Source organism: Acinetobacter sp. ACNIH2 (assembly GCF_002934965.1).
GTDB lineage: Bacteria > Pseudomonadota > Gammaproteobacteria > Pseudomonadales > Moraxellaceae > Acinetobacter > Acinetobacter tandoii.
On sequence record NZ_CP026412.1, the window covers coordinates 2,802,995 to 2,825,166 of the forward strand.

General features: G+C 41.0%; 13 protein-coding genes and 4 pseudogenes. 16 read left to right on the forward strand and 1 reads right to left on the reverse strand.

Annotated features, from left to right (window positions below; all coding sequences use genetic code 11):
• The 15 genes and pseudogenes from C3F34_RS20825 to C3F34_RS20590 all read left to right on the forward strand — a co-directional run bounded on the left by C3F34_RS20825 (position 1) and on the right by C3F34_RS20590 (position 20,458).
• Entirely contained in the window at positions 1–174 is a 174-nt protein-coding gene (locus C3F34_RS20825) for a hypothetical protein (protein ID WP_416333046.1), read from the forward strand.
• Positions 168–1,681, forward strand: a pseudogene (locus C3F34_RS13245) (portal protein). The gene C3F34_RS20825 and the pseudogene C3F34_RS13245 overlap by 7 nt, the downstream one beginning before the upstream one ends.
• Complete coding sequence (locus tag C3F34_RS13250; protein WP_104441797.1) at positions 1,681–2,013, forward strand: hypothetical protein; 333 nt, start codon at positions 1,681–1,683, stop codon at positions 2,011–2,013. The pseudogene C3F34_RS13245 and the gene C3F34_RS13250 overlap by 1 nt, the downstream one beginning before the upstream one ends.
• Positions 1,982–2,629 (forward strand): hypothetical protein, encoded by a 648-nt coding sequence (locus tag C3F34_RS13255; protein ID WP_016166606.1) that lies wholly within the window; start codon positions 1,982–1,984, stop codon positions 2,627–2,629. Before C3F34_RS13250 ends, C3F34_RS13255 begins: the two co-directional genes overlap by 32 nt.
• Before the next feature lie 17 nt (positions 2,630–2,646).
• Entirely contained in the window at positions 2,647–3,642 is a 996-nt protein-coding gene (locus C3F34_RS13260; RefSeq protein WP_104441798.1) for a major capsid protein, read from the forward strand.
• A 9-nt stretch (positions 3,643–3,651) separates the two neighbouring features.
• Entirely contained in the window at positions 3,652–4,056 is a 405-nt protein-coding gene (locus C3F34_RS13265; protein ID WP_104441799.1) for a Bbp16 family capsid cement protein, read from the forward strand.
• A 3-nt stretch (positions 4,057–4,059) separates the two neighbouring features.
• A complete protein-coding gene (locus tag C3F34_RS13270; protein WP_104441800.1) occupies positions 4,060–4,383 on the forward strand; it encodes a hypothetical protein in 324 nt (107 codons plus the stop codon).
• A gap of 134 nt (positions 4,384–4,517) precedes the next feature.
• Positions 4,518–4,982 (forward strand): DUF2829 domain-containing protein, encoded by a 465-nt coding sequence (locus C3F34_RS13275; protein ID WP_228155367.1) that lies wholly within the window; start codon positions 4,518–4,520, stop codon positions 4,980–4,982.
• 24 nt (positions 4,983–5,006) lie between these two features.
• Positions 5,007–5,559, forward strand: a pseudogene (locus C3F34_RS13280) (hypothetical protein).
• A pseudogene (locus C3F34_RS13285) lies at positions 5,560–7,596 on the forward strand (hypothetical protein). It abuts the pseudogene before it with no gap.
• A complete protein-coding gene (locus C3F34_RS13290) occupies positions 7,593–8,063 on the forward strand; it encodes a DUF2833 domain-containing protein (protein WP_104441802.1) in 471 nt (156 codons plus the stop codon). Before C3F34_RS13285 ends, C3F34_RS13290 begins: the two are co-directional and overlap by 4 nt.
• Entirely contained in the window at positions 8,060–8,737 is a 678-nt protein-coding gene (locus tag C3F34_RS13295; RefSeq protein ID WP_228155299.1) for a hypothetical protein, read from the forward strand. Before C3F34_RS13290 ends, C3F34_RS13295 begins: the two co-directional genes overlap by 4 nt.
• Before the next feature lie 2 nt (positions 8,738–8,739).
• A pseudogene (locus C3F34_RS13300) lies at positions 8,740–10,991 on the forward strand (transglycosylase SLT domain-containing protein).
• Between the two features lie 78 nt (positions 10,992–11,069).
• The gene (locus tag C3F34_RS13305) at positions 11,070–17,900 is read left to right on the forward strand and encodes a GNAT family N-acetyltransferase (protein ID WP_104441803.1); all 6,831 of its coding nucleotides are present in this window, start codon (positions 11,070–11,072) and stop codon (positions 17,898–17,900) included.
• 95 nt (positions 17,901–17,995) lie between these two features.
• Entirely contained in the window at positions 17,996–20,458 is a 2,463-nt protein-coding gene (locus C3F34_RS20590) for a hypothetical protein (protein ID WP_228155300.1), read from the forward strand.
• 18 nt (positions 20,459–20,476) lie between these two features.
• Here the strand turns inward: C3F34_RS20590 and C3F34_RS13315 are convergent, their stop codons facing one another.
• A complete protein-coding gene (locus C3F34_RS13315) occupies positions 20,477–21,574 on the reverse strand; it encodes a hypothetical protein (RefSeq protein WP_104441804.1) in 1,098 nt (365 codons plus the stop codon).
• Between the two features lie 119 nt (positions 21,575–21,693).
• Between C3F34_RS13315 and C3F34_RS13320 the strand changes: the two genes are divergently transcribed.
• Positions 21,694–22,152 carry a hypothetical protein gene (locus C3F34_RS13320; protein WP_158654359.1) on the forward strand — a complete coding sequence of 153 codons (459 nt, stop codon included), beginning with the start codon at positions 21,694–21,696 and terminating at the stop codon, positions 22,150–22,152.
• The last annotated feature ends 20 nt before the right edge of the window (positions 22,153–22,172 follow it).

The window sequence follows — 22,172 nt, forward strand, 5'->3', positions numbered from 1 at the left end:
ATGAACGCAGATGCAATCAAGAAGCTTAAAAAGCGTTTCGATACAGTATGGCAAAACCGCGTCAATGATTATGACGATCATTGTGCTGAGATTGCATTGCATGTTTTACCTGTGCGATTAAGTCAATCAAGAATCAGGAAAAGCATGATCGTTCAGCATGGCGCAAGATTGTAGATAACACAGGCAAGGATGCTTTGAAGGTTCTTGCAGCAGGTATGTTGTCTGGAACTATGTCACCAAGCCGACCTTGGTTTGTAATTGAAGCGTCTGATCCAATGTTGAAAAAAGACATTCAGGTCAAGCAATGGCTCAAGGACTTGCAAGACGTATGTTATGCAACATTTGCCAAAAGCAATGTTATCGCACCATGCACAACAACTACCTGCAAGAAGGTGCTTTTGGTACATGTGCTGCCTTGGCACCACGTTCACCAGATGCTGAGCTCATGGATATGATTCCTATGTCCTTTGGTGAATTTGCTATCACCGTGGATCAGTTCAATAAACCCAATGGTGTATTCCGCAAGTTCAAACTAACCGTTGCCAACATTGTTAAACAATTTGGGATAGAGAATGTTTCAGATCAAATCAAATCAGCATTTGAAAATGACAACACCGAACAGGAATACACGATTCATCATGCGATTTATCCACGTGAGGACGCAAAAGGCTATGGCGCTAAAAATATGCCTTTTGCTTCGGTTTACTTTGAGGAAAAAGAGCAAGAGAAATTATTGCGTGAAAGTGGTTTAGAGAGTTTTGAGGTCATTGTAGGTCGTTGGACGGTATCAAGCAGTGATGTTTATGGTGAATCACCTGCAAGCGATTGTTTAGGTGATTTACGCGCATTGCAGAAAGGACATCAACAAATTGCTAAGGGGGTAGATTATCAAGTTAGCCCACCAATGTTGATCCCGTCATACCTGAAAGGCCAAGAGAAAGAAACTCTGCCAAATGGTATTGCTTACTACAATCCAACTCCGACAAGCCAAGTCGCACAAGTTCAGCCTATGTTGAACGTGCAATTTGATTTAGGTGGTGTGAATACCATTATTCTGCAAAACCAAGATCGTATTAATCGTGCAATGTACAAAGATTTGTTCTTAATGCTGGATCAGTACGACAAAGGGCAGATGACAGCTACTGAGGTATATGAGCGCAAATCTGAAAAGATGCTGATGCTTGGACCAGTGGTGGAACGTCAAATTGATGAACTATTACGTCCACTGGTTGAAATTTGTGTAAGTCGTGTTTTAGAGACCACTCAGTTTTTACGTGATTCAGCACCACCACAAATCCAAGGTACGGACCTAAAAATTGATTTTGTGTCTATTTTGGCAATGGCGCAGCGTGCTACTGGTGCATCCAATCTTGAACGTATGCTGCAAATGATTTCTACCGTTGCACAAATCAATCCAGATGTATTGGATAAGTTTGATTCGGATAAGTATATCGACGAGTACGCAGACACTATTGGTGCATCTCCTACGATTTTCCGCAACCAAAAACAAATTGACCAACGTCGCGCTCAACGTGCGCAGCAACAGCAAATTGCACAGCAACAAGCTTTGGCACAGGCACAAGCTGAAACTCAGCAACAGCAAGCCAACACAATGAAAACAGTTGGTGAAACGGATGCAGAGGCATTAGGCAATCTTGCGATTGAAGGAGGTATTGTCTAATGAATCGTGATAACGCCAAAGAAATTGAGAACGAGCGCGAGAATGAGCTTAACGATCTGCGTTCAGTGCTTAAGACTGATAGCGGAAAACGCTTCTTACAACGCTTAATTAATCGTGCAGCAATTTTTCAACCAACTTACGCCAGTGGAGCCAATCCTAGTGATTTCGCTTTTATGGAAGGCCGTCGAGAGATGGGGCTTTTCATCATTGGTGAAATCACCCAAGCAAATTCTGACGCATGGATTGCCATGCAAAGTGAACATTTCAAAAAACTTAATGCATTAAATGAGAAGGTGAGCCATGAGCGAAACAACCAACCAAACAACGACTGATACTTCGACCACAACAACAGCTTCTGCACCTGGTGAAACAACCACTCCAGCAACCACAACTGTAGAAACGCAGGCTACAACTACACCTGCTGTTGAAACTACAGCAACGACAACAACTGAGCAGCAACAGCAACAAACATTGTTAGGTCAAGATCAACCAGCCGAACAGCCTATCGTTTATGCAGACTTCACTATGCCTGAAGGTTTTGAGCTGAATGGTGATGATTCAAAGGTTCTTCAGGAGCTTGGTCAACAGTTCAAAATGCCGCAAGAAGCTGTTCAAAAGCTTGTTGATTTAGGTGTTCAAATGCAACAGCGCCAAGTTCAAGAGCAGCAAAAAGCAATTGCATCTTGGGTGGATGCGGCTAAAGCAGATGCTGAATACGGTGGGGATAAATTAGAGGCTAACCTGTTGACAGCGCAACGTGCCTTCAGCTTACCCCGTGGCGACAAAATCTCTAAGATTCTATACATGAGTGGACTTGGTAATCACCCTGATGTAATTGGCTTTATGACTGAAGTAGGCAAACTGTTGCAACCAGACAGCATAACTACAGGTCAAGGATCAAATACAACAACGCCAAGTCTTGGACAACTTTGGTATGGCGATAAATAACTAACAGAGGGCTTAATATGTCTGTAATCGCACAATTACAACCAACCTTGATGGATCTAGCTGCACGTTACGGACAAACGCCCGAAAGTGCGGTTATTGAAATCTTAAGCGCAAGCAATGAGATGCTTGACGATATGGTATGGATTGAAGCAAACGATGGCACAGGACACAAGACAACTATTCGTACAGGCTTACCTAAGGGTGCTTGGCGTTTATTGAACTACGGTGTCCCTGCTGAGAAAGCAGCAACTGCTGCAATTCGTGACACTTGTGGTCTTTTAGAAACTTACTCAGAAGTTGATAAAAAGCTTTATGAAATGGAAAGCAACCCTCAAGAATGGCGTGCAAGTGAAGATGCGGCATTCGTTGAAGGTATGGGTCAAACTATGGGTGAAACATTACTCTATGGTAACTCGCGTGATACACCTGCTGCATTTACAGGTTTTTCCCCTCGTTTTAATGACATTGCACAAACCAACCCTGCAAATAAGCGCAACATTTTAGATGCTGGTGGTACTGGTAATAACAACACTTCAATTTGGTTTGTGGTTTGGCACAAAGATACTGTTCACGGTATTTACCCACGTGGCACCAAAGCAGGTTTGCAAATCCGTAACTTAGGTGAAGCGACCAAAGAAGAAGCTGGTGGAATGATGCATCAGGTATTACGAACTCACTTTGAATGGAATGCTGGTGTAACTGTTCGTGACTGGCGTGCGATTGTTCGTATTGCCAACATCGATGTTACAGCACTAACCAAAGATGCAAGCGCAGGTGCTGATCTATTCGACTTGCTTGCACAAGCCGCTGAGTTATTGCCACGTAAAACTTCTGGTCGTGTTGCTATTTATGCAAACCGTACAATTTCTTCATTCTTACGTCGCCAAAGCGTTAAAGGGTCGAATGTACGCATTACCACTGATGAACAAGGTGGCCGCACAGTGACTAAATTTGATGGTATTCCAATTCGTCGTGTTGATGCATTGCTAAACACTGAATCTCGTGTGGTTTAAGGAGCTGCCATGTTTATCGATAAATTATTAGTGATGTCGCTTGATCAGGCTATTACAGTCACAGCGGTATCAACAGATACGCTAGATTTGCAGAAAGCTTCAACTAGCGTGAATCGCCTTCCAGTGTTGGTGCGAGGTAAAAACCTTTCACCAACTACGGCAACCATCACTGTGCAGCTTCAACAGTCCAATGACAATAGCACTTGGGAAACAGTTGAAACTTCGCGTGCTTACACTGGTGCAGAGCTTATTGCTGGCACAGTGGCAGAAGTTATGCTTCCAGTTAAAACGAAACGCTATGTACGTTTGAACTATGTTGTGGCGAGTGGTCCATTCACAGCAGGCACCGTGTTTGCTCACATTTCTGACCATCGTGATGTGAATGCTGCTTATCCAGTTTATGCAGGGGCTTAATAAATGACTCAGAAGGAAGTACGTGCGAATCAAAAGGGTTTTTATAAAGACCGCTTAATCCAAGAAAATGAAGTGTTTTTGGTACCTGAAGGTGAAACTGCGCTTTGGTTTGATGATGTGAATCCTAAGCCTGTAACTGCTTCAACCCCAACTGGTGGAACACAAGGTTCAGGTGAATCTGATTCGGAAGATAAACCACCTGCATATTCACGCATGAACAAGGCAGAACTCACTTTAGAAGCTGCAAAGGCTGGTATTGAGCTGACTGGTGAAGAAACCAATCCTCAAATCGTCGAGCTTTTGACTGCTAAAAATTCACAAAAATAAGCCAATCAAAGCCCGTATCAGTACGGGCTTTTACCTAATGAATCCATAGCGAAAGGTATTAGAAAATGAACAAGAAATTATTAGCGCATGCTTTGTGTGCATATGTTGGCACCAAATCAGTTTTAGCAACAACAATGACTCGCGGTGAATATAACGATTATCGCGGTTGGCAGATTCCTGAAAATGAAGATCCAACTGAACAAGGTTACTTAGTCGAATATGTGGATGGCGGCAAGCCAAACGACGAACGTCATGCTGGTTATATTTCATGGTCTCCTAAAGATGTGTTTGAACAATCCTATAAGTCCAGTGGCTCTTTAAGTTTTGGTGATGCGCTTATTGCATTGAAACAAGGTAAAAAAGTTGCTCGTAGTGGTTGGAATGGCAAAGACCAATACGTAGTTGCCCAAGGGGAATCCAAACAAGTTGAATCCACCTATATTTGGAATCCCCATAACAAAGCCCATGCTGAGAAGATTGGTGGTTATATAGATGTTGCACCTTACTGTACGCTTAAAACAGCGCAAGACACCTTAGCTATGGGGTGGGTTCCATCAACTGGTGATCTATTTGCAGAAGATTGGGTTGTTGTTGCCTAACCAATACTATCAGGGTAAATCCTTATGAGATCAATTGTTGATCTTTGCAATCTAGCCCTGTCGCATCTTGCACAGGGCTATGTTGTTAATGATCTAAATGAAAGAACACAACATGCAAACTTGTGTAATACCTATTACCCAATTGTAGACAAGAATTATTAGATGATCCGCACCAATGGACTTTTGCTGTTAATCGTATGGCATTGAACGTTGATGCTGGATATACCGCACAAACTGCATTTGTTTTGCCGAGCGATATGGTTCGACCATTTCAACTTGAATCAGGCTCACGCTTTTACATTGAAGGTGATCATCTATTTACTGATGATTCAGCACCAGTACTGCGTTATGTACGTGATGTGAAAGATTTAGCAGTATTACCATGAAGTTCAAATTGGCTTTGTCTTATTTACTTGCTGCACGGATTGCAGGCCCATTGACGCAGAATGAGCAAAAGCAAATGTCGATGATGCAGTTATATCAATTAGCTCATGGTGAAGCTGTTACGAACGACCTACAACAACACCGGATTGAAAACCGTCCTGATTTTACAGGCTCAATGATTGAGGCAAGATAAATGCAATTTTCATTTAATGGCGGTATTGTTTTCCCCTGAGATGTTTGGACGTTTTGATCAAGCTAAATATCAAACAGGGGTAGCCAAGTGTAAAAATTTCTATGTTGAACTGTATGGTGGGCTGACTTATCGCGCAGGCTTCCGTTATGTTCATCACTATGATTATTCACTTGGTACCATGCGTTTAATCCCATTCGTATTCAGTGAAGAACAAGCTGTTGTACTGGTGATCCGCGAAGGCGTGGTGAACTTCTTTGCTGAAGGTGGAATGCTGTTAAATGATCTTGGCACGCCATTAGAAATTGTATTGCCATATGCTGCTGAACACTTAATGCAGCTTCGCTATGCGCAATCAGCAGATGTGATTACGATCACGCACCCTAATTACCCACCACGAAAAATCATTCGTCGTGGAGCAACCAACTGGACAACAGAGCTTGTGACTGTCGGTATGGGCTTGATGCACCGTTAAATGCAGCAGCTACAGCTCATATTGAAGACAAATATGCCACAGGTGGGGCACAACATGATGCATTTGTTGAGCGTGAATATATTTATCAAGTTACAGCAGTGAATGAGGAAAATGAATCTGCTGCATCTACGCGCACAGCAGTGGTGCTGAATGATTTAACTTTATCTGGAAACTACAACACAATCACATGGGATGCGGTAACTGGTGCAACGCGCTATAACGTATTTAAACTACGTTCAGGCCTTGCAAGCTATATTGGTGAAACAACAGAATTAAGTTTTACTGATGACTATATTGAAACTAATGGGGAACTCACACCACCATTAATTAGAGACCCATTCGAGTATTATCCAACAGCAGTTGCATACCATGGCCAACGCAAAGTCTATGGCGGTGGTTTTCAATCTCCACAATGGCTGCGCATGTCGCGTACTGCAACAGATGATAATTTTGGCTATCACATTCCACTACAGGATACAGATTCAATTCAAATCCGTTTTGCAGCTCGAGACGGCAATGGGGTAAAGCACCTGGTACCAATCAGCGATTTAATGATTCTTACCAGTGGTGCAGTCTGGAAGTTATCTGCTGATGGTGCTGTTACAGCATCAAGTGTTAGCGTAAACCCTCAATCTTATGTCGGTGCAAATGATGTAACGCCTGTTCAGATTGGTGGTGCTGCTGTCTTTTCATCGGATCAGACAGGCCATGTCCATGAAATCTCAATGTCACAAGGCTATAACGCAAATTATCAAGTGATGGATTTATCAATCATGTGTCCTCACTTATTTGATGGTTATAAGATTGTTGACTGTGCTTTAGTGCGCAATCCATTAAGTATGGTTTTCTTTGTTCGTGATGATGGCAAATTGCTTTCGCTTACTTATGAACCACAGCAACAAGTATGGGCTTGGGCTGAACATGAGACGCAAGGCAAGTTCTTATCGGTGGCGGCTATTCCCGAAGCTGATCAGACGGTGCTGTATGCGCTTGTTGAACGTAATGGTTTTCGTATGATTGAGCGACTTTTACTTAGACAACCATTAGAGCTTAATGATCATTGTTTGCTTGATAGCTCATATCAATATACTGGTCTGGAAGTTGATACTCTAACAGGCCTTGATTGGTTGGAAGGTCAAACTGTCTCTGTATTTGCTGATGGTGGTGATAAACCTGACGTAGTTGTTACAGGTGGTGAAATCAAGCTTAGCCGTAAGTTCACAAATGTATGGATTGGTTTAAATTATGAAGGGGAAGTTGGGTCTTTACCTTTGTATGCGCAATATGCAAATCCAGTAAAACCTAAAATAGCCTCACAAGTTTATCTTCGTGTACTTGGCACACAGAATATTTCTGTAGGTGTGAATCAGGACACACCAACCCCTATGCCTATCACCGAACATAAACCACGTAGCCTTGAGCGTTATGGACAACCATTAAGTCTTATATCAGGCATTGTTCAAATCCCTGTTGCCAGTCCTTACAGTCGTGATCTACAAATTACTGTAAAACATGATAAACCTTTACCAATGAAACTTTTGGCGATGGAGGTCGAGTTCAAATGACACGCATAAATATTGAAATTCGCAAACCAACTGAACGTGATATGCGTATGCTGGTTGCAAATTTACGTCCAGCCGATCAAGAAGAGTTAAAAGCATATTTTAGTGATGACTTTGATTTTATTGTGAAAACCAGTGTGAAGTATTCGCGTGATGCTTGGTCAGTCATCGTGAATGGAAAGTTACTTTTCATCTGTGGCGTTGGCCGTACCAGCTTACTTGGAGACGTTGGCTGTCCTTGGCTTTTAGGAACTACGCATATCTCGCAATTTCCAAAAGAGTTCTATAAGCAATCTTTGCAAATCGTGAATGAAATACGTCAAAACTATAAGTTATTGATAAATCACGTTTATACTAAAAATACGGTCGCGATTCGCTATCTAAAACGAATTGGTTTTGAGCTTAAAGATCCTGTGCCGCATGGGGTAAATGGTGAATTATTTCATCCATTTGGCATGGTGACTCCATGATGGGAGGCGGTGGTGGAGGTGGTGGCATGGGTGGTGGCAACCTCTATGCTGCAATTGCTCAAGCAGCTGTTAAAGGTGCTACAACTTATTTAAAGCTTAAAGCCAAAAAACAAGCACTTGAACAGCAAGCAAAAATGGCACAAGCCAATGCGACCCTTGCTGATCAGCAAGCACGTGGTGCAATTGAATCTGGTCGGAATAATGTTGAGGATTACCAACGAAATATTGGTGCCTTTAAATCAAGCCAGATTAATGCTATGGCTGAAAATGGCTTGGATGTCACTCAAGGTTCAGCCATCGATATTTTGGCAAGCACAGACATGATGGCCCAAAGTGATCTTGAGAATATGAAATATAACGCTGCAATGAAGTCGTGGGGATTCCGTGTCGAGGAAACCAACTTCATCAACCAGCGAAATTCACTCACAGCGCAAGCCAAATCTGTTCGTCCACGTCTAAATGCAGAACTTGCAGCAATGGATCAATTCGGTTCATCTTTGATGGGTGGTGGCGGAGGCAGTCCAATGCAGGGTGGTGAATCTTTAACTGGCGGCAATGTTTCGTCTGTGGGTATGAATGATTCAAATGGCTATAAAACTTGGTCAGGTGCTGAGGGGTATCAAAGTACATCAACACCTTCATGGCAGAACTATAACTGGAACTGGATGTCGTAAATATGCGTGTACCTCAATTCAACCAACAAGTCGGACAAGATCAAGCGCCAAACGTTCGTGTGCAAGGTGGATTATCACCAGGTGAAGCTGTTGGTATGGTTGGAAGCCAAATTGACGGAATTGCTAATTTGGTGAGTACTGGTGCGAGTATTTATCAGAAACAGCAGGATGAAGCTGACCGTGTTCGTGTCATGGATGCGCAAAACCAGTTAGCAGAATTAAAGCTACGTCTGCAAAACGATGGTAATGATGGATATATCAATAAAAAGGGTGTTGATGTAGTTAGTTTTGATTCAGGTGATGGGGAAGGTTTTGTTGATTACTATCAACGTTCTTATATGGATGGTGTTGGAGAGATTTCCAGTAATTTAAGTAACAATCGCCAACGCAATATGTTTAATCAAATTGCATCAGAAGATCAGTTACGTTTTAAAGGTATGTTGCAAAGCTATTTTGTACGTGAAAACGATGTATATCAGCAAAGTGTTTACTCAGCTTCAGCTAAACGTTTTGTGATGAATATTAATGAAAACCCTGCAAATTTTGTAATCATTGATGATAATCGTGAGAATTTAAAAGTAGCTATCGCAAAGTCAGCACAGTTGCAAGGGAAGTCTGCACTTGAGGCAGAAAAATTCTTATTTAGATATTATTTCTCAAACGCATGTGGCAAACATCAATGCATTTATCGAGAGCAATGATCTGCGTGGCGCTGTTCAATATCGTCAAAAATATAGTGACGAAATTTCGCTAAATGATTCATTTAAATCAAATAGGCTGATTCATCAAAAATTAGAGGATCAGCAAGTTGAAGCTCTGGTTGATAGTGCTTCAGAAGGTGTTGAATATGGTAGCAACTATGCGCTGAACATTCCGCCACAAGCCACACAGCAAGCCGTGAGTGAGTTGAAAAGCTTAACGCCTGATCAGATGAAGAACATCAAATACAATGATCAGCGTTTGGATATCTACACAATACATGCTGCCAAGGAAAAGGGCATGGAGTGGGCGGCTCCGTTGCTTCTAGGTATTCGCTTGAGTGGTGAGAAATCACACAACAACCAAGTCAGTCCTAAGGGTGCTCAATCTGTCATGCAGTTTATGCCTGCGACTTGGGGGGATTTTAATAAAGGTGGTAAGCGAGATATTAATAATCCAATGGATACGATTGATGCTTCATTGGAGTTTGTGGACTGGGTAAGTAAAAAATATAACACCAAGGATCCAATGGTGATTGCCGCATACTACAACGGTGGTGGCAAAGCCGCAGAAGCAGTTTTGAAGGCAAGCAACCGCCTACATCTGAAACTCAGAATTACTTGCAACGGGTTGATAAGTGGCTGACTGATGATTTTGGCAAGTATGCAGATGAGCCTACCAAGTCACGTCAGCAGGCTTATGATGCTATTTGGAATAGCGATGCATCATCTGAAGTTAAAACCAAAGCGCAATCACGATTGAATCAGAAGTTTGCTGCTATGGATAAGATCAAGAGCGATCAACAGGATCAGGTCTATAACGATCTTTATAAGGGCATCAGTACTGGTGAATTTACTTATGAGCAAATTCCAGTGAATGCTTTTGATGTGTTAAAGCCAAATCAAATTGCAAGCCTGAAAGCCATGAGCAAGGCAACTTTGAGAAGAATATAAAAACTGATCCAGTCGTATTTTCAATGATTGCACTCAACAAAGAGGAGCTTTTCAAGGGTAAGCCTCAATCAGTATTGCACCAGTATGCAGATAAGCTTTCACCTGCTGACTATAAAGAAGCAACAAAAATGTATGTGGAAGTAAACAAGCTGGATAAATCAAAGGAACCAAAAGAGAAAGTTTTCCTTGTTAATGACTCCACTGTTGCAGCTGCTATAAAACCTTATTTGAATACGATTGGAATTACTGATACCAAAAATAAAGATCAGTTGTTGCACTACAATGCTGTGAAATCAGATTTAATGCAGACAATGCGTGAAGCTGAAGCAAAGAATGGCGGTTATTTGTCATGGCCTCAGATTGATCGACTGGTTTTAAAAAATCTGAATACCAATGTGAGAATCACAACCACTGGCATATTTGGTGGAAGTGAGACTGAGCTTAATCGCATGTATTCTCAGGTTAAGAAAAAATCTGACATTACGCCTAAAATGCTGGATAAAATATCCGATACATTTAAAAAGCAGGGGCGTAACCCCGATAAAGTAACTGATTCAGAATACTTAAACGCATATTATTCAATGATGCGAAGAGGGTTCTGACCTGTCAACAGCAAATAGCTATTTACAATCTAAGAGCATTTAAGATTACAGAAGTCCGTAATTTTAAGTGCTTTTATTATGTCTGATCCAAACCAAACGAATCTTACAATTGGTCAATTATTAGAATTAAATCAAGGTAAAAATCCTACACAAATTGCGGATACAGAAGCACGTGCACGTAAAGCTGCAAAGTCTTTAGGCTTGGATTATTCCAAGATGACACAAACGCCTGAAGAGATTTCTTCTGTAGCAGATGAAGTAAATACGCAAAAGCATATCAATGACGTGGTTGCCAGTGATCCAGTGTTAGGGAAATATGCATTGGACCCAAATCAAGCTGCAATTTCACTTGATGATTTTGGTGGTCTAAAGCGTGTCAGCGATTCAGTTTTACTTTTAAAGCCATCCATCGCAGAACCACGGCAAACAGTGGACTACGCTGATATTCAGGAAATGTTTAAGAAAGGAACAACACCTGAGCAAAAGAAAACACTGCAAAAGCTTGGAGTGTTTGAAGATCCAAGAAAACAGATTCAACCCAAGGTTCCCAATCAGCACATTATTGAATTGAATAAGCCGTTATTCCCACAATCAATAGAGCAGACCATTGAACAGCAGTTCAACGAAATTAAAGGCCAGTATGGGGTTTATGCTGCAGCAAGATTCAAGCAGTACATGAGCAATCAATTGTATTGGGCGAACAATACAGCGAGTGCCGAACCAGTCAATGCTGAAGATCAAGGCAATCGTTATCTGAATGCAACTAAGCGTGGTTATGCCTCAATCTGGCAAACAATGGGTGCTGCTAAATTTGCAGTAACTGGTGATGCTTCAATGCTTGACCGCTTCACGCTGTATAAAAATAAGATTCCACAATCAAATGAAATGTCACAAGCATTATCGGATATGCAACTTGCAGCACAAACAAACGATGCAGGCGTATTGGGTGCTGCACAAGAATTTTTGAAAAATGCTGATCTTGGATTATTAGCTGAATTTACCGCTGAACAATTGCCGCCAAGCATTGCGGGCTTTGCGCTTGGTGCTGGCACAGGGAATGTTTTATCTCAAACTCTTACACGTAGCACCGCAAAGTACGCACCAATTTTAGTGAACATGGAAAAGGCAGCAGCTCTTACACGTGGTGCAGCAGTGGTCGGCAGTGCTACAGAAGGCGCATTGGGTGCAGGTGCGGCTGATTATGTGGCTTCCTATGGTCAAAATATGGCAGAGGCACGTGAGAAGTTTTTAACACGTGAAGAGCAGATTGATTATGCCTCCGCAAAGACTTGGGGTTCTGCCAAGTATTCAGCCTTAGGCGGTTTATTGTTGCCTGTTGGGTTTGGTGGTCCACTACGTACGGTAGGTGGACAAGCTGTAATTCAATCAGCTGCAGGTGTGTATTCAGTTAAAGGTGCGGCTGATGCAGTGGGCGAAAAGGCTGATCCTGTAGAAATGGCACTGGAAGGTGTATTGGGCTTGGCAATGTCTGCCCCTGAAGTTGCCATTGTTTCGGCTGGCAAAGTTAAAAATCAGTACACAGCACAATTAGCAATTGATCAGATGTACCAGGAGCAGCAGTCAAATGCTGTTAAGTCCACAACCTTTGCTTCTGTGCTTTCCAACCTGATTAATCAGAACAAGGAAACCAAGACAGCACAGCGTGATGAAGAGACAAGCCAGTCCTTTATTCGACAAGCTGTAGCGGAGCATGGTGCTGTTGGTGAAGTCTATATTGATGGTCAGACTTTCAACCAGTTATTGCGAGATCGAGACCTTGATCCTGAGGATCTATTTGCGCGTGCACCTAGCCTGCAAAATCAGTTAGGTGATGCACAAGAGTTCAATAGCACAGTGAAAATTCCAATAGATGAGTTTGTGTCAGCAATGTCTTCAATAGAAGATCCGTCGGGCTTTGTTGAAAATATTCGTTCTAATCCTGATATGCCAACATACCTTGAGGCACAGGATATTTTTAATAAAACCACAGAGCAGATGCAGACCGATGCAGATGTATTCCTGAATGAGCAAGCTGCTTTTGAAGTGGCAGAAGATGCTCGAGAGCAAGTTGCAACGGAAGTGCAAAGCCAATTGGCTGACGTTGGCACATTCAATGCAAAATATAATCGTGCTGCAGGTGAGCTGACTTCAGCATTCTATTCAACCTTAGGCGATAAGCTTGGTATCACAGCGAAAGATGCTTTCGACCGTTATCCAATTCGTATTACCAATGAGATAACAAACAAATCTTCCGAACAGACTGCAACATTTAACCAGTCTGAGATGTCGCAACTGGTAGTTTCTTTAGATGACTTTGCAACTGGATTGAAAGAAAAATACGGTATTGATCTTGGCTTAAAAGGTAACCCGAAAAGAAATTTTATTACTTTACATAAAATCATTGTTCCAGAAACTGCACGTAGCCAAGGTGTTGGCTCTAAAGCCATGAAGGAAATCATTGATTATGCTGATTCAACAAATAAGACTTTAGCTTTGACACCAAGTTCAGATTTTGGGGGAAACAAAAAGCGCTTAGTTGAATTTTATAAAAGACACGGCTTTGTTGAGAACAAGGGTAGAAATAAAGATTATGAGATCAGCGAGGCAATGTACCGTTCCCCATTTGGGAAAAAATACAATCAAGCCAATGGCGGTACACGCGGCTCAATCACATTCAATATCGGGCAAGATGGATCAACAATTGTTTTAAGCAAAAATGCCGACTTCTCAACATTCGTGCATGAGTTGGGGCACCATTTCCTTGAAATGAATATGCAGTTGGCTTTAAGTCCTGATGCACCAGTGCAAATCCGTGAAGATATGGAGACAGTTCTTAAGTGGGCTAAGGCTGATTTTGAAAGCTTGAATGAATGGGATTTCTTCACAGACGCGGAAAAGACAGAAGTGCATGAAAAGTTTGCAGAGACATTTGAGCAGTATGTGTATACAGGCAAAGCACCAAGTGCAGACCTTAAGCAAGTATTTAACCGGTTCCGTCAATTCATGATTGCGGTATATCGCAACATTGAGAAATTCTTAGGCATCAATGACCGTGCTGAATTAAGCAGTGATATCACTGGCGTTATGGATCGTATGCTTGCTTCAGAGAGTTCAATCAAAGAAGCCGAAGCTGCTTATAACCTTGAGATGCTGATTAAACAAGATGATTCAATGCGCTTGGGTATTTCACCAAAAGATTATGATGAAATGCGTCAGGATCATGAAGCTGCAACTGAACTGGCTATTAATACCTTAGAACAGAAATCTATCCAAAATTTATCCTGGTATCAGAAGCAAAAAACCAAGTACATGCGCACACTGCAACGTGAAGCTAATAAGAAGCGCGAAGCGGTACGAGAGGAAATTGCAAAGGATGTTGCGCAAGAGCCTGTTTATCAAGCCATGACTTTTCTACGTCAACCATCTGATCCAAAGCCTAAGACCAACCTGAAAAAAGTTGAGCCTGAGCGTGATAATCTTTTTGAAGCTATTGCCAAAATTGGTGGTTTGGATGCCAACGAAGTTGAAAGTACTTGGGGGATTGATCAACCAGCCACAATTAAATCAGGTGTTGCAAATCAGCCAGTGGTACGTTCAAGCAAGTCTAAAGTTAAAGGCTTATCGATTGAGGCAATGTCTGAACGTCTTGTTGAAGAAGGCTATTTAACGAAAGATGCTAACGGCAAATTTGATACACGTGAGCTTGAGGACAAGTTTTCTGAGCAGCTTATTGGTAACAAGCAATATTCAAATCAAGTTGAGCCTGATCTGTTAGATTATTCACAAGACATGGATATCTTGCAGCGTTATTCAGAAGGCTTGGTGACCAAGGCAAAATTATCTTTGGATTGGATTGAAGCCAAGTATGGTCCAGATAGTGAAATTTTCAATCGTATCTCTAAAGGTGCTTATGGTTTTGCACAGCGCGGTGGTGAGAATCCTGATTTAGTCGCTGAGATGTTTGGCTATGAAAGTGGTGACGCATTAGTGCGAGACTTAATCAGTGCACCAACACCTAAGCAGCGTATTGAGCAATTAACCGATGAACGCATGGCCGTGCAATATTCAGAGTTCTACGATCAGCAAAGTATCGTTGAAGCGGTTGAGTCTGCCTTACATAATGAAATCCGTGCACGTGTTTTATCGGCTGAAATGGCGGCTTTGAATGGTCTGTTAGGCAGAAAATCAGCTTTAAATGAAGCCGCAAAATCTGTGGCACGTGACATGATTCAGCGCCAAAAATTAAAAGATATTCGACCACATCTACGTGCTCAGGATGATGCACGTTTAGGAAAGATGGCAAGTGATGCATTCCGCAAAGGTCAATCTGTGGAAGCGGCAAGACATAAGCGAAATCAGTTGGTTCAGTTCTTTGCAACCAAATACAGCTACGATGCAAAGGACCAAGTGCAAAGCCACTTAAGCCTAGTAAAAAAGATCTTTGGCAATAATGAAAAATTAGCCAAAAACCGTGACTTTGATATGGTCACAGCGGCACGCGCAATTTTAGGTAAATATGATTTAGGGAGAGAATCTACCAACTATGAACATCAATTGGATCTGATCCGTAAATATGATCCGACCACCTATGCAGAGATTCAGAATATTGGTGCTTTGCCTGAAAACCAAAGTTATAAAGAACTCACATTAGAGCAGTTCAGTGCTGTTATGGCGGCAGTCGAAACGCTTTGGCACCGTTCACGTGAAAACAAGGTCTGGCACACCACCAATGAAGCGATTGAGCGCGAACAGGTGCGTGATGAGTTGATTCAACAGTCTAGCGGTAAAAAGAGCGTTGAGAAGATTCAGCAAGACATGCTCGGCAAAGACAAGACAGCAGAACTTAAAGTTAAGTTTATGGAGCTTGGTGCTTCAGCTAAACGTGTGGATCAGGTGGTAACGTGGCTAGATGGCGGTGTCACTGGTAAGTACCGCGAGTATTTAATCAATCCGATGCAAGATGCCTTGAGCAAGTACCGCATTGAAAAAACTAAGATGCTGGATGATGTGGTTAAGATTTTTGAGGGTTTTGGAAAGCTAGACAATTCCAAGATTGCTGCCCCTGAGTTGAACAACTATACCTTTGTAGGCAAGCAAGCCTTAATTCATGCCATTTTGCACACTGGTAATATGAGCAACAAAGAGCGTTTAGTGATTGGGTATGGCTGGGGTAGTCGCCTTGAAGATGGCTCTGTGGATTTTAGTCAATGGGATCAGTTCTTCAATCGTATGATTGCTGAAGGCACGATCACCAAAAATGATATGGACACAGCTCAAAAGCTTTGGGACCTATTTGATCGATACAAAGGACAAGCTCAATTAACCCATAAAAAAATCAATGGTCGTTATTTTGATGAGTTACCGACCTCACCAATCAGTACGCCTTTTGGTGAATACAAAGGTGGTTATGTACCTGCATCTTATGACCGCATTCGCTCTAATGAGCAAGACCGTATCCAGGATAAAAACCTTGCTGAAAATAACTTGCAGGCGTTGGATATTGCGACCACTGGTGCCAACTTCACCAAGTCACGTGCGGACAGATACAGCGATATGCTTGAGTTGGATTTATCGCGCCTACCTAGTCACTTAGATAAAGAGCTACGCTATATCCACCTTGAACTACAGATTCGTCAAATTGGACGCTTATTATTAAACAAGGACTTCCGTAATGAGCTTGAGCGAGTATTGCCGTTTGCTACAAAGCAAATCTTTAATCCTTGGCTAAAAGCGATTGCAGACCAGTCAGTTGATCAAAGCACTGATTCACATCTACTGGATAATGTCTTTAAAGCTTTGCGTCGAAATACAGGCATTGCAATCATGGCTGGTAACCTGAAAAACGCCATTGAGCAGTTCACAGGTTTTGCACAAGTTGCCGTTGCGGTACCGCCAAAACTTTTGATTAAAGCTCAAGGCGAGTACTTCAAGTCTGTGGTGACTCGTCAGCACATGGCAGAGCAAATCATGGAAATGTCGGATTTCATGAAAACCCGATGGGATCAGGCGGCAGATGAATATCGCTATGCAGTGGATGACATGGTTTTTCAGAAGAATGCGATTCAATCCGTTAAAGATTTTACGATGAAGCATGCGTATGTATTGCAGACCACCATTCAGCGACCAATGGAGGTTGTGTCATGGCAAGCTGCTTTCAATCACTATACTGAGATAGGTTTAAATCAATATGATGCTGTACACGCAGCAGATGCAGTTATTCGCCAATACATGACAGATATGTCACCAGAAGGGGTTTCAAACCTTGAGCGCGGCTCACCAGCCAAGCGCATGTTCCTCATGTTCTATAACTGGTTCAATATGGTTTGGAATACATCGAATACTGAAGTAAAGCTTGCGCTGGAAGCTACAAATGGTAGTTGGGTGAAGGCTTCACCACGATTGGCTTATGTTGCACTGATGATGATTTCAATTCCTTCTATGTTATCTGAGTTGCTTGGGATTATCTTTGCAGGCGGCTTAGAAGATAGTGATGATGATGGGGAAAAATGGGATGACTTGTCTGCCAAGTTAGCAATGTCGCAATTCAAGATGTTATCAGCTTTTGTGCCGTACGCAGGTAATGTGGTGAATGCTGCAATCAGTAACACAGATGATAATGTCATGAATGACCGTTATACCGCATCACCAGTGTTTAGCATGGGTGAGAGTGGCTTAGGCCTAATCAAACATGCAAAGACTGCTTTAGATGAAGAAAAGGAAGTCAATCAAGGTAAAGCAGCAAAAGATTTTCTTAATACCGCAACACTGACCACTGGTATTCCATTTGCGGTGCTTGGCAAACCTTCGGGTTACTGGCTTTCTATCTCGCAAGGTAAGAAAGAAGCGCCTGAAAGTATTTATGATGCTACTCGCGGAACCATTACTGGTAAGCATGCACCAGAGGAATAGGGCTGTTGACAGTCCATTGCTTTGAGCAGTCCTATTATTTATGAGCTTACATAGAATTGGTTGTAGAAATTACAACCTTTTTTATTGGTGAGCACATGACAGTTCAAGTTACCGATCGACTTAGCCCGCTCTATGTCGGTAATGGGGTAAATACCCGATTCGATTTTACATTTCGAGTCTTCAATCAGGAGGATGAGACAGGTGTAGCTGTACGTATAAAAGTTGGTGATGATTTTGAGTTTATGGACGAGGCTTTATATGCTGTCACTGTGAATGAAGGAAATCTGGGTGGATATATTACATTTGTTGAAGCACCAGATTCTTCAACATTTTTCTATGTGGGTGGTAAAACTCCTGTAGACCAACTGTTAGATATAACAAACTACGATAACTTCTACCCAGATGCACTAGAGCGTGCCTTAGATAAACTCACAGCAATTTTACAAGAATGGAAGCACCTTGTTGATTTCGAGACACAGGCACGTATTTTGGCTGATATTTCTTATGATGAATTAGCTCAAACAAGAGAAGCGGATTTAAAGGCGTACATTGATGGTATTGCAAGTGCGATTACTGGACAGCCTGTTTTAGGTTTGCCATCTGAATATGTTCAAGACGGCACTCAAACCCAAAAACAGATTAATGATTTGACTATTCAAAAAATAGAATCATTGAGCCTTTTAAGAACGTTAGTTCCACGTATAGAAGGGCAATTGGTGCAAGTTCTTCAGCATACAAGTGATTCTGTAGGTGGTGGATTATTTAAATATAACTCTGTACGTGCACTTGAAGATGATAATGCAACAGTTGTCATGGGGTGGGAGCGTGTAGATACTAAAAATCTGAGTGTATTTGATTTTGGTGCGTTGACAGGTATTAATGCCACAGTAGCGATAACAGCCGCAGATACATACGCAAAAGCCAAAAGTTTTAAAATTTTAATTCCCGATAGCCAGACATTTTCTTTAGACAATTCGAATGTTAATACTGCAAATTTTAATGGCAATGGGGATTTAAGATTTATTAACCATGATCGGGTGATGAAATCTGAATATCGCAAGGGATCCAATAGAAATGGAATTATTACATTAGAAGATGAGTTCGGTCAGCACGTCGATTCAAGTAACCGTTACAGTGGATTTGGCTGTTCTGCATTAGCAAATGGTAAAGAATATGTAGCTGTTCGATGCGGTCAAAACCACTATTACAATGCTTCTGTACCTTCTCATCTTGTTATGTATATCATTGATCGAAACAAGAATAACGCGATAACCAAGCAAGTTCTTCTTACAAGTGTAGTTGGTCAAGATATTCGAGATATTAATATCTCAATCATGCCTCAGTATGCTAATCGCTTACTGGTAAAATTTGCCATGCAGACTGGTGCAAGCACATACGATACCTATTTACTGGTATATAACTGCACAAACAACACAGTGGAAAACACTCGCAAGATTTCATTACCAACCAACCATTTTACATGGGGTAATACGCTAATTACTCCATCTGGTTATCTACTTGTTCCTAGTTACGGTTTAGACGGCTCATGCCGTATTTATCGTTCAACCGCAGTTTATGACTACACTTTGACAACTGATATTGCTGTGTCTCAAGCAGCTCAGTTTGAATCAGCTGGCTCGGCAGAGCCGACTATCTGTTATTACGACGATCAACTAATTTGCTTTTGGCGAATGGGTACTGGTGTAAATGGGAAATACAATAAGACTTTCAATCTGGAGGGTAATTCTGGCTGGGGTTCAAACATAAGTATGGCACGCGAAGTTCACGCTCCATATGTCGATCCATATAATTTTGGAAAAAATGAGTTATTGATGATGTGTTCTCTAGGGAATGCACGTTCATTACTAGCCACATTTGCTACACAGAATCTTGAAAATTGGTACACAACTGCCCAGTTATACATTGCTGGCGATACCACACTTGCAAGCGGACAAAGTGGCGGTTATCCATCTTTTGTCGATTATGGTGAGAACTTAAGCGTTCAAAGCTACGCTGATTTCCGAAGTTCAGACATGACATTAATGTCTCGTTTAGATGTCCGATTGACTAAAAAGAATATGTATTCAGCTTTGAATAGCTATGAAGCGCAAAGAGTTACATATGAGAATTCTAGTTTATCTTGGGGAGAATACTCACTAGGAACAAGTGCAGCTACAATTGATATAGCAATTGGTTTAAAACGAAGTCTAAGTGTGACGAAAGCTCGTATTCGAATGACAGGCGTAAGTGCGAATACTTTTGCAGAGATTCTTAATAGCTCTGGGGCTGTTGTAGCAACAAGTGCTGTTGCAAGCATTAACACAACGACTTATCAGGATGTCGAGTTTACTTTCACATCAACCGCATTAACTGCGGGCAACTATACTCTTCGCATTCAGCGCCGAGATACTGCAAACCCGTTAGTGTTCAACTGGAATACTAGCTCCATAGTTAAAAAGCGTGTTATTAAAAATCGTGTTTTAGATATTCTTGGACTAGTGAGTGCTAGCAGCGCTACGCTGTGGAACAATGCAGGAATTCATGTTGATTTGAGTTAGTGACTAAGAAACAACTGCTTATCGCAGTTGTTTCTTTTTTGAACCATGAATGATGAATAATAGTAAAAACAGCACAGTATCGAACGGAGTGAATAAACCTAGCTGATCTACAAAGAAACGGCTCAAAATTACTAAACCAAATAAAATTAATGTAATGTTTTTAGATAGTAAAATGTATAAAACAATACCTATGGAAAGTAATGTATGAGCTACACCATAGCGCATATGTCCCATAATAAATGAGTTATGTGGATTCCCTTGGAAAGTTTGAATCCAGCTACAGCATTCTGCGATTCTTCTGCCAAAGAAGAAATCGGAATTGCTATTTGTAATACCTGTTAAGTATTCATTAATAAAGATGGATCTCTCAGAACTTAAGCCATTCGTAAAGTTTGTACTGTTTTCAGCGAACAAAATAATAGACTGCAAATTGACTAAAATGAAAGCTATAGTGCCTACTGCGAATACGCCAATTAACCTGTAGTTTTTCTGTTTTGCCATTAGAAAAATGAGCATTGCTAATGAAAATACAATACCACTTCGCCCAAACAATCCTACACAGCTAACAAAAGTGATGAGTGGGTAAATTAATGGTGTTGGTTTTTTTATTTTCTCATAGGTTAGTGCTAGCAAAATTAGTAATAGAACAAAGATTCCGCTGAGATAATTTCGACTAGAGCCTTTTAAAATATCATTGTAGAGCTCAGGACTTTTAAATCCAAGTGTATAAAAATGGTAGAAGATGAAGGCTGTATAGGACCAAAATAAAACTTTAACAAATACTTCACTTTTGTCTGTTTTATACAATGCATAGGATGCTATCAGTGCCGAAAAACCATAAAGCATGTTGTAGTAAGTTACTACCACTGGAAACTCTTTAGAATAAATCCCAAAAAACCCAAATATTAATGTTATAACACCAAGTAAAATAAGCATTTTTTGATTGAGTTTTTGATGGATAATTACAGTTGCAATAGGTATTGAAAGTAGAAAATACGAAGCTAAAAATGTATAACTTTCTGTTTTTAGATAGAAAAAATACAGATAAAACTGTATGACAATAAGAGCACCAAATAAATAACTTCTCTTAAGTGTAAAATTTTGGTTTTGATTCATGAAATGAGTTTTAATAGCATGCAAACTGCAAAAGAGTTTAGCTCTTAAGTTGTAAATATCAATCTAATTTAATAAATTAAAGCAATTTTACTGCTATTGAAAATGATAAGGTTAAAGGTTTGATTAAATTACATACAATTCTGAAACTTTCAGCCCTGATTTTTTTACTTTCAGCTTGCTCTAAAGCTGATCACATTATGAAATCATCACAAGCTATATGTGACACGAAACAATGCCCGACAATTGCATTCAAAATCAATGAAAAAACTAAAGCTTTATCTTTGTTCATTGATGTCGAAAACGATGACTCTGAAATAGAACAGGTGGATCTAGTTCTTAATGGTCAGCAAAATGTCTTTAAATTGTCTGATGAGAATGTTGAAAACTCAAATACAGGTAAGAGCACTTATCTGGTACTGAATGTGAAAAAAGACCTTGTTGATAGTCTTGTTTCTGCAGATAACTCTTCCATAAGCATCAAAACCAAGAATGGCACATTTACTGGAGTTATTCGTAATGGTCAGCAAGATAGTGAGTTATATAAGGCTGCTAAGGAATTCAAAAGCAACCTAAATTAATCACCCAACAAACCCCTATA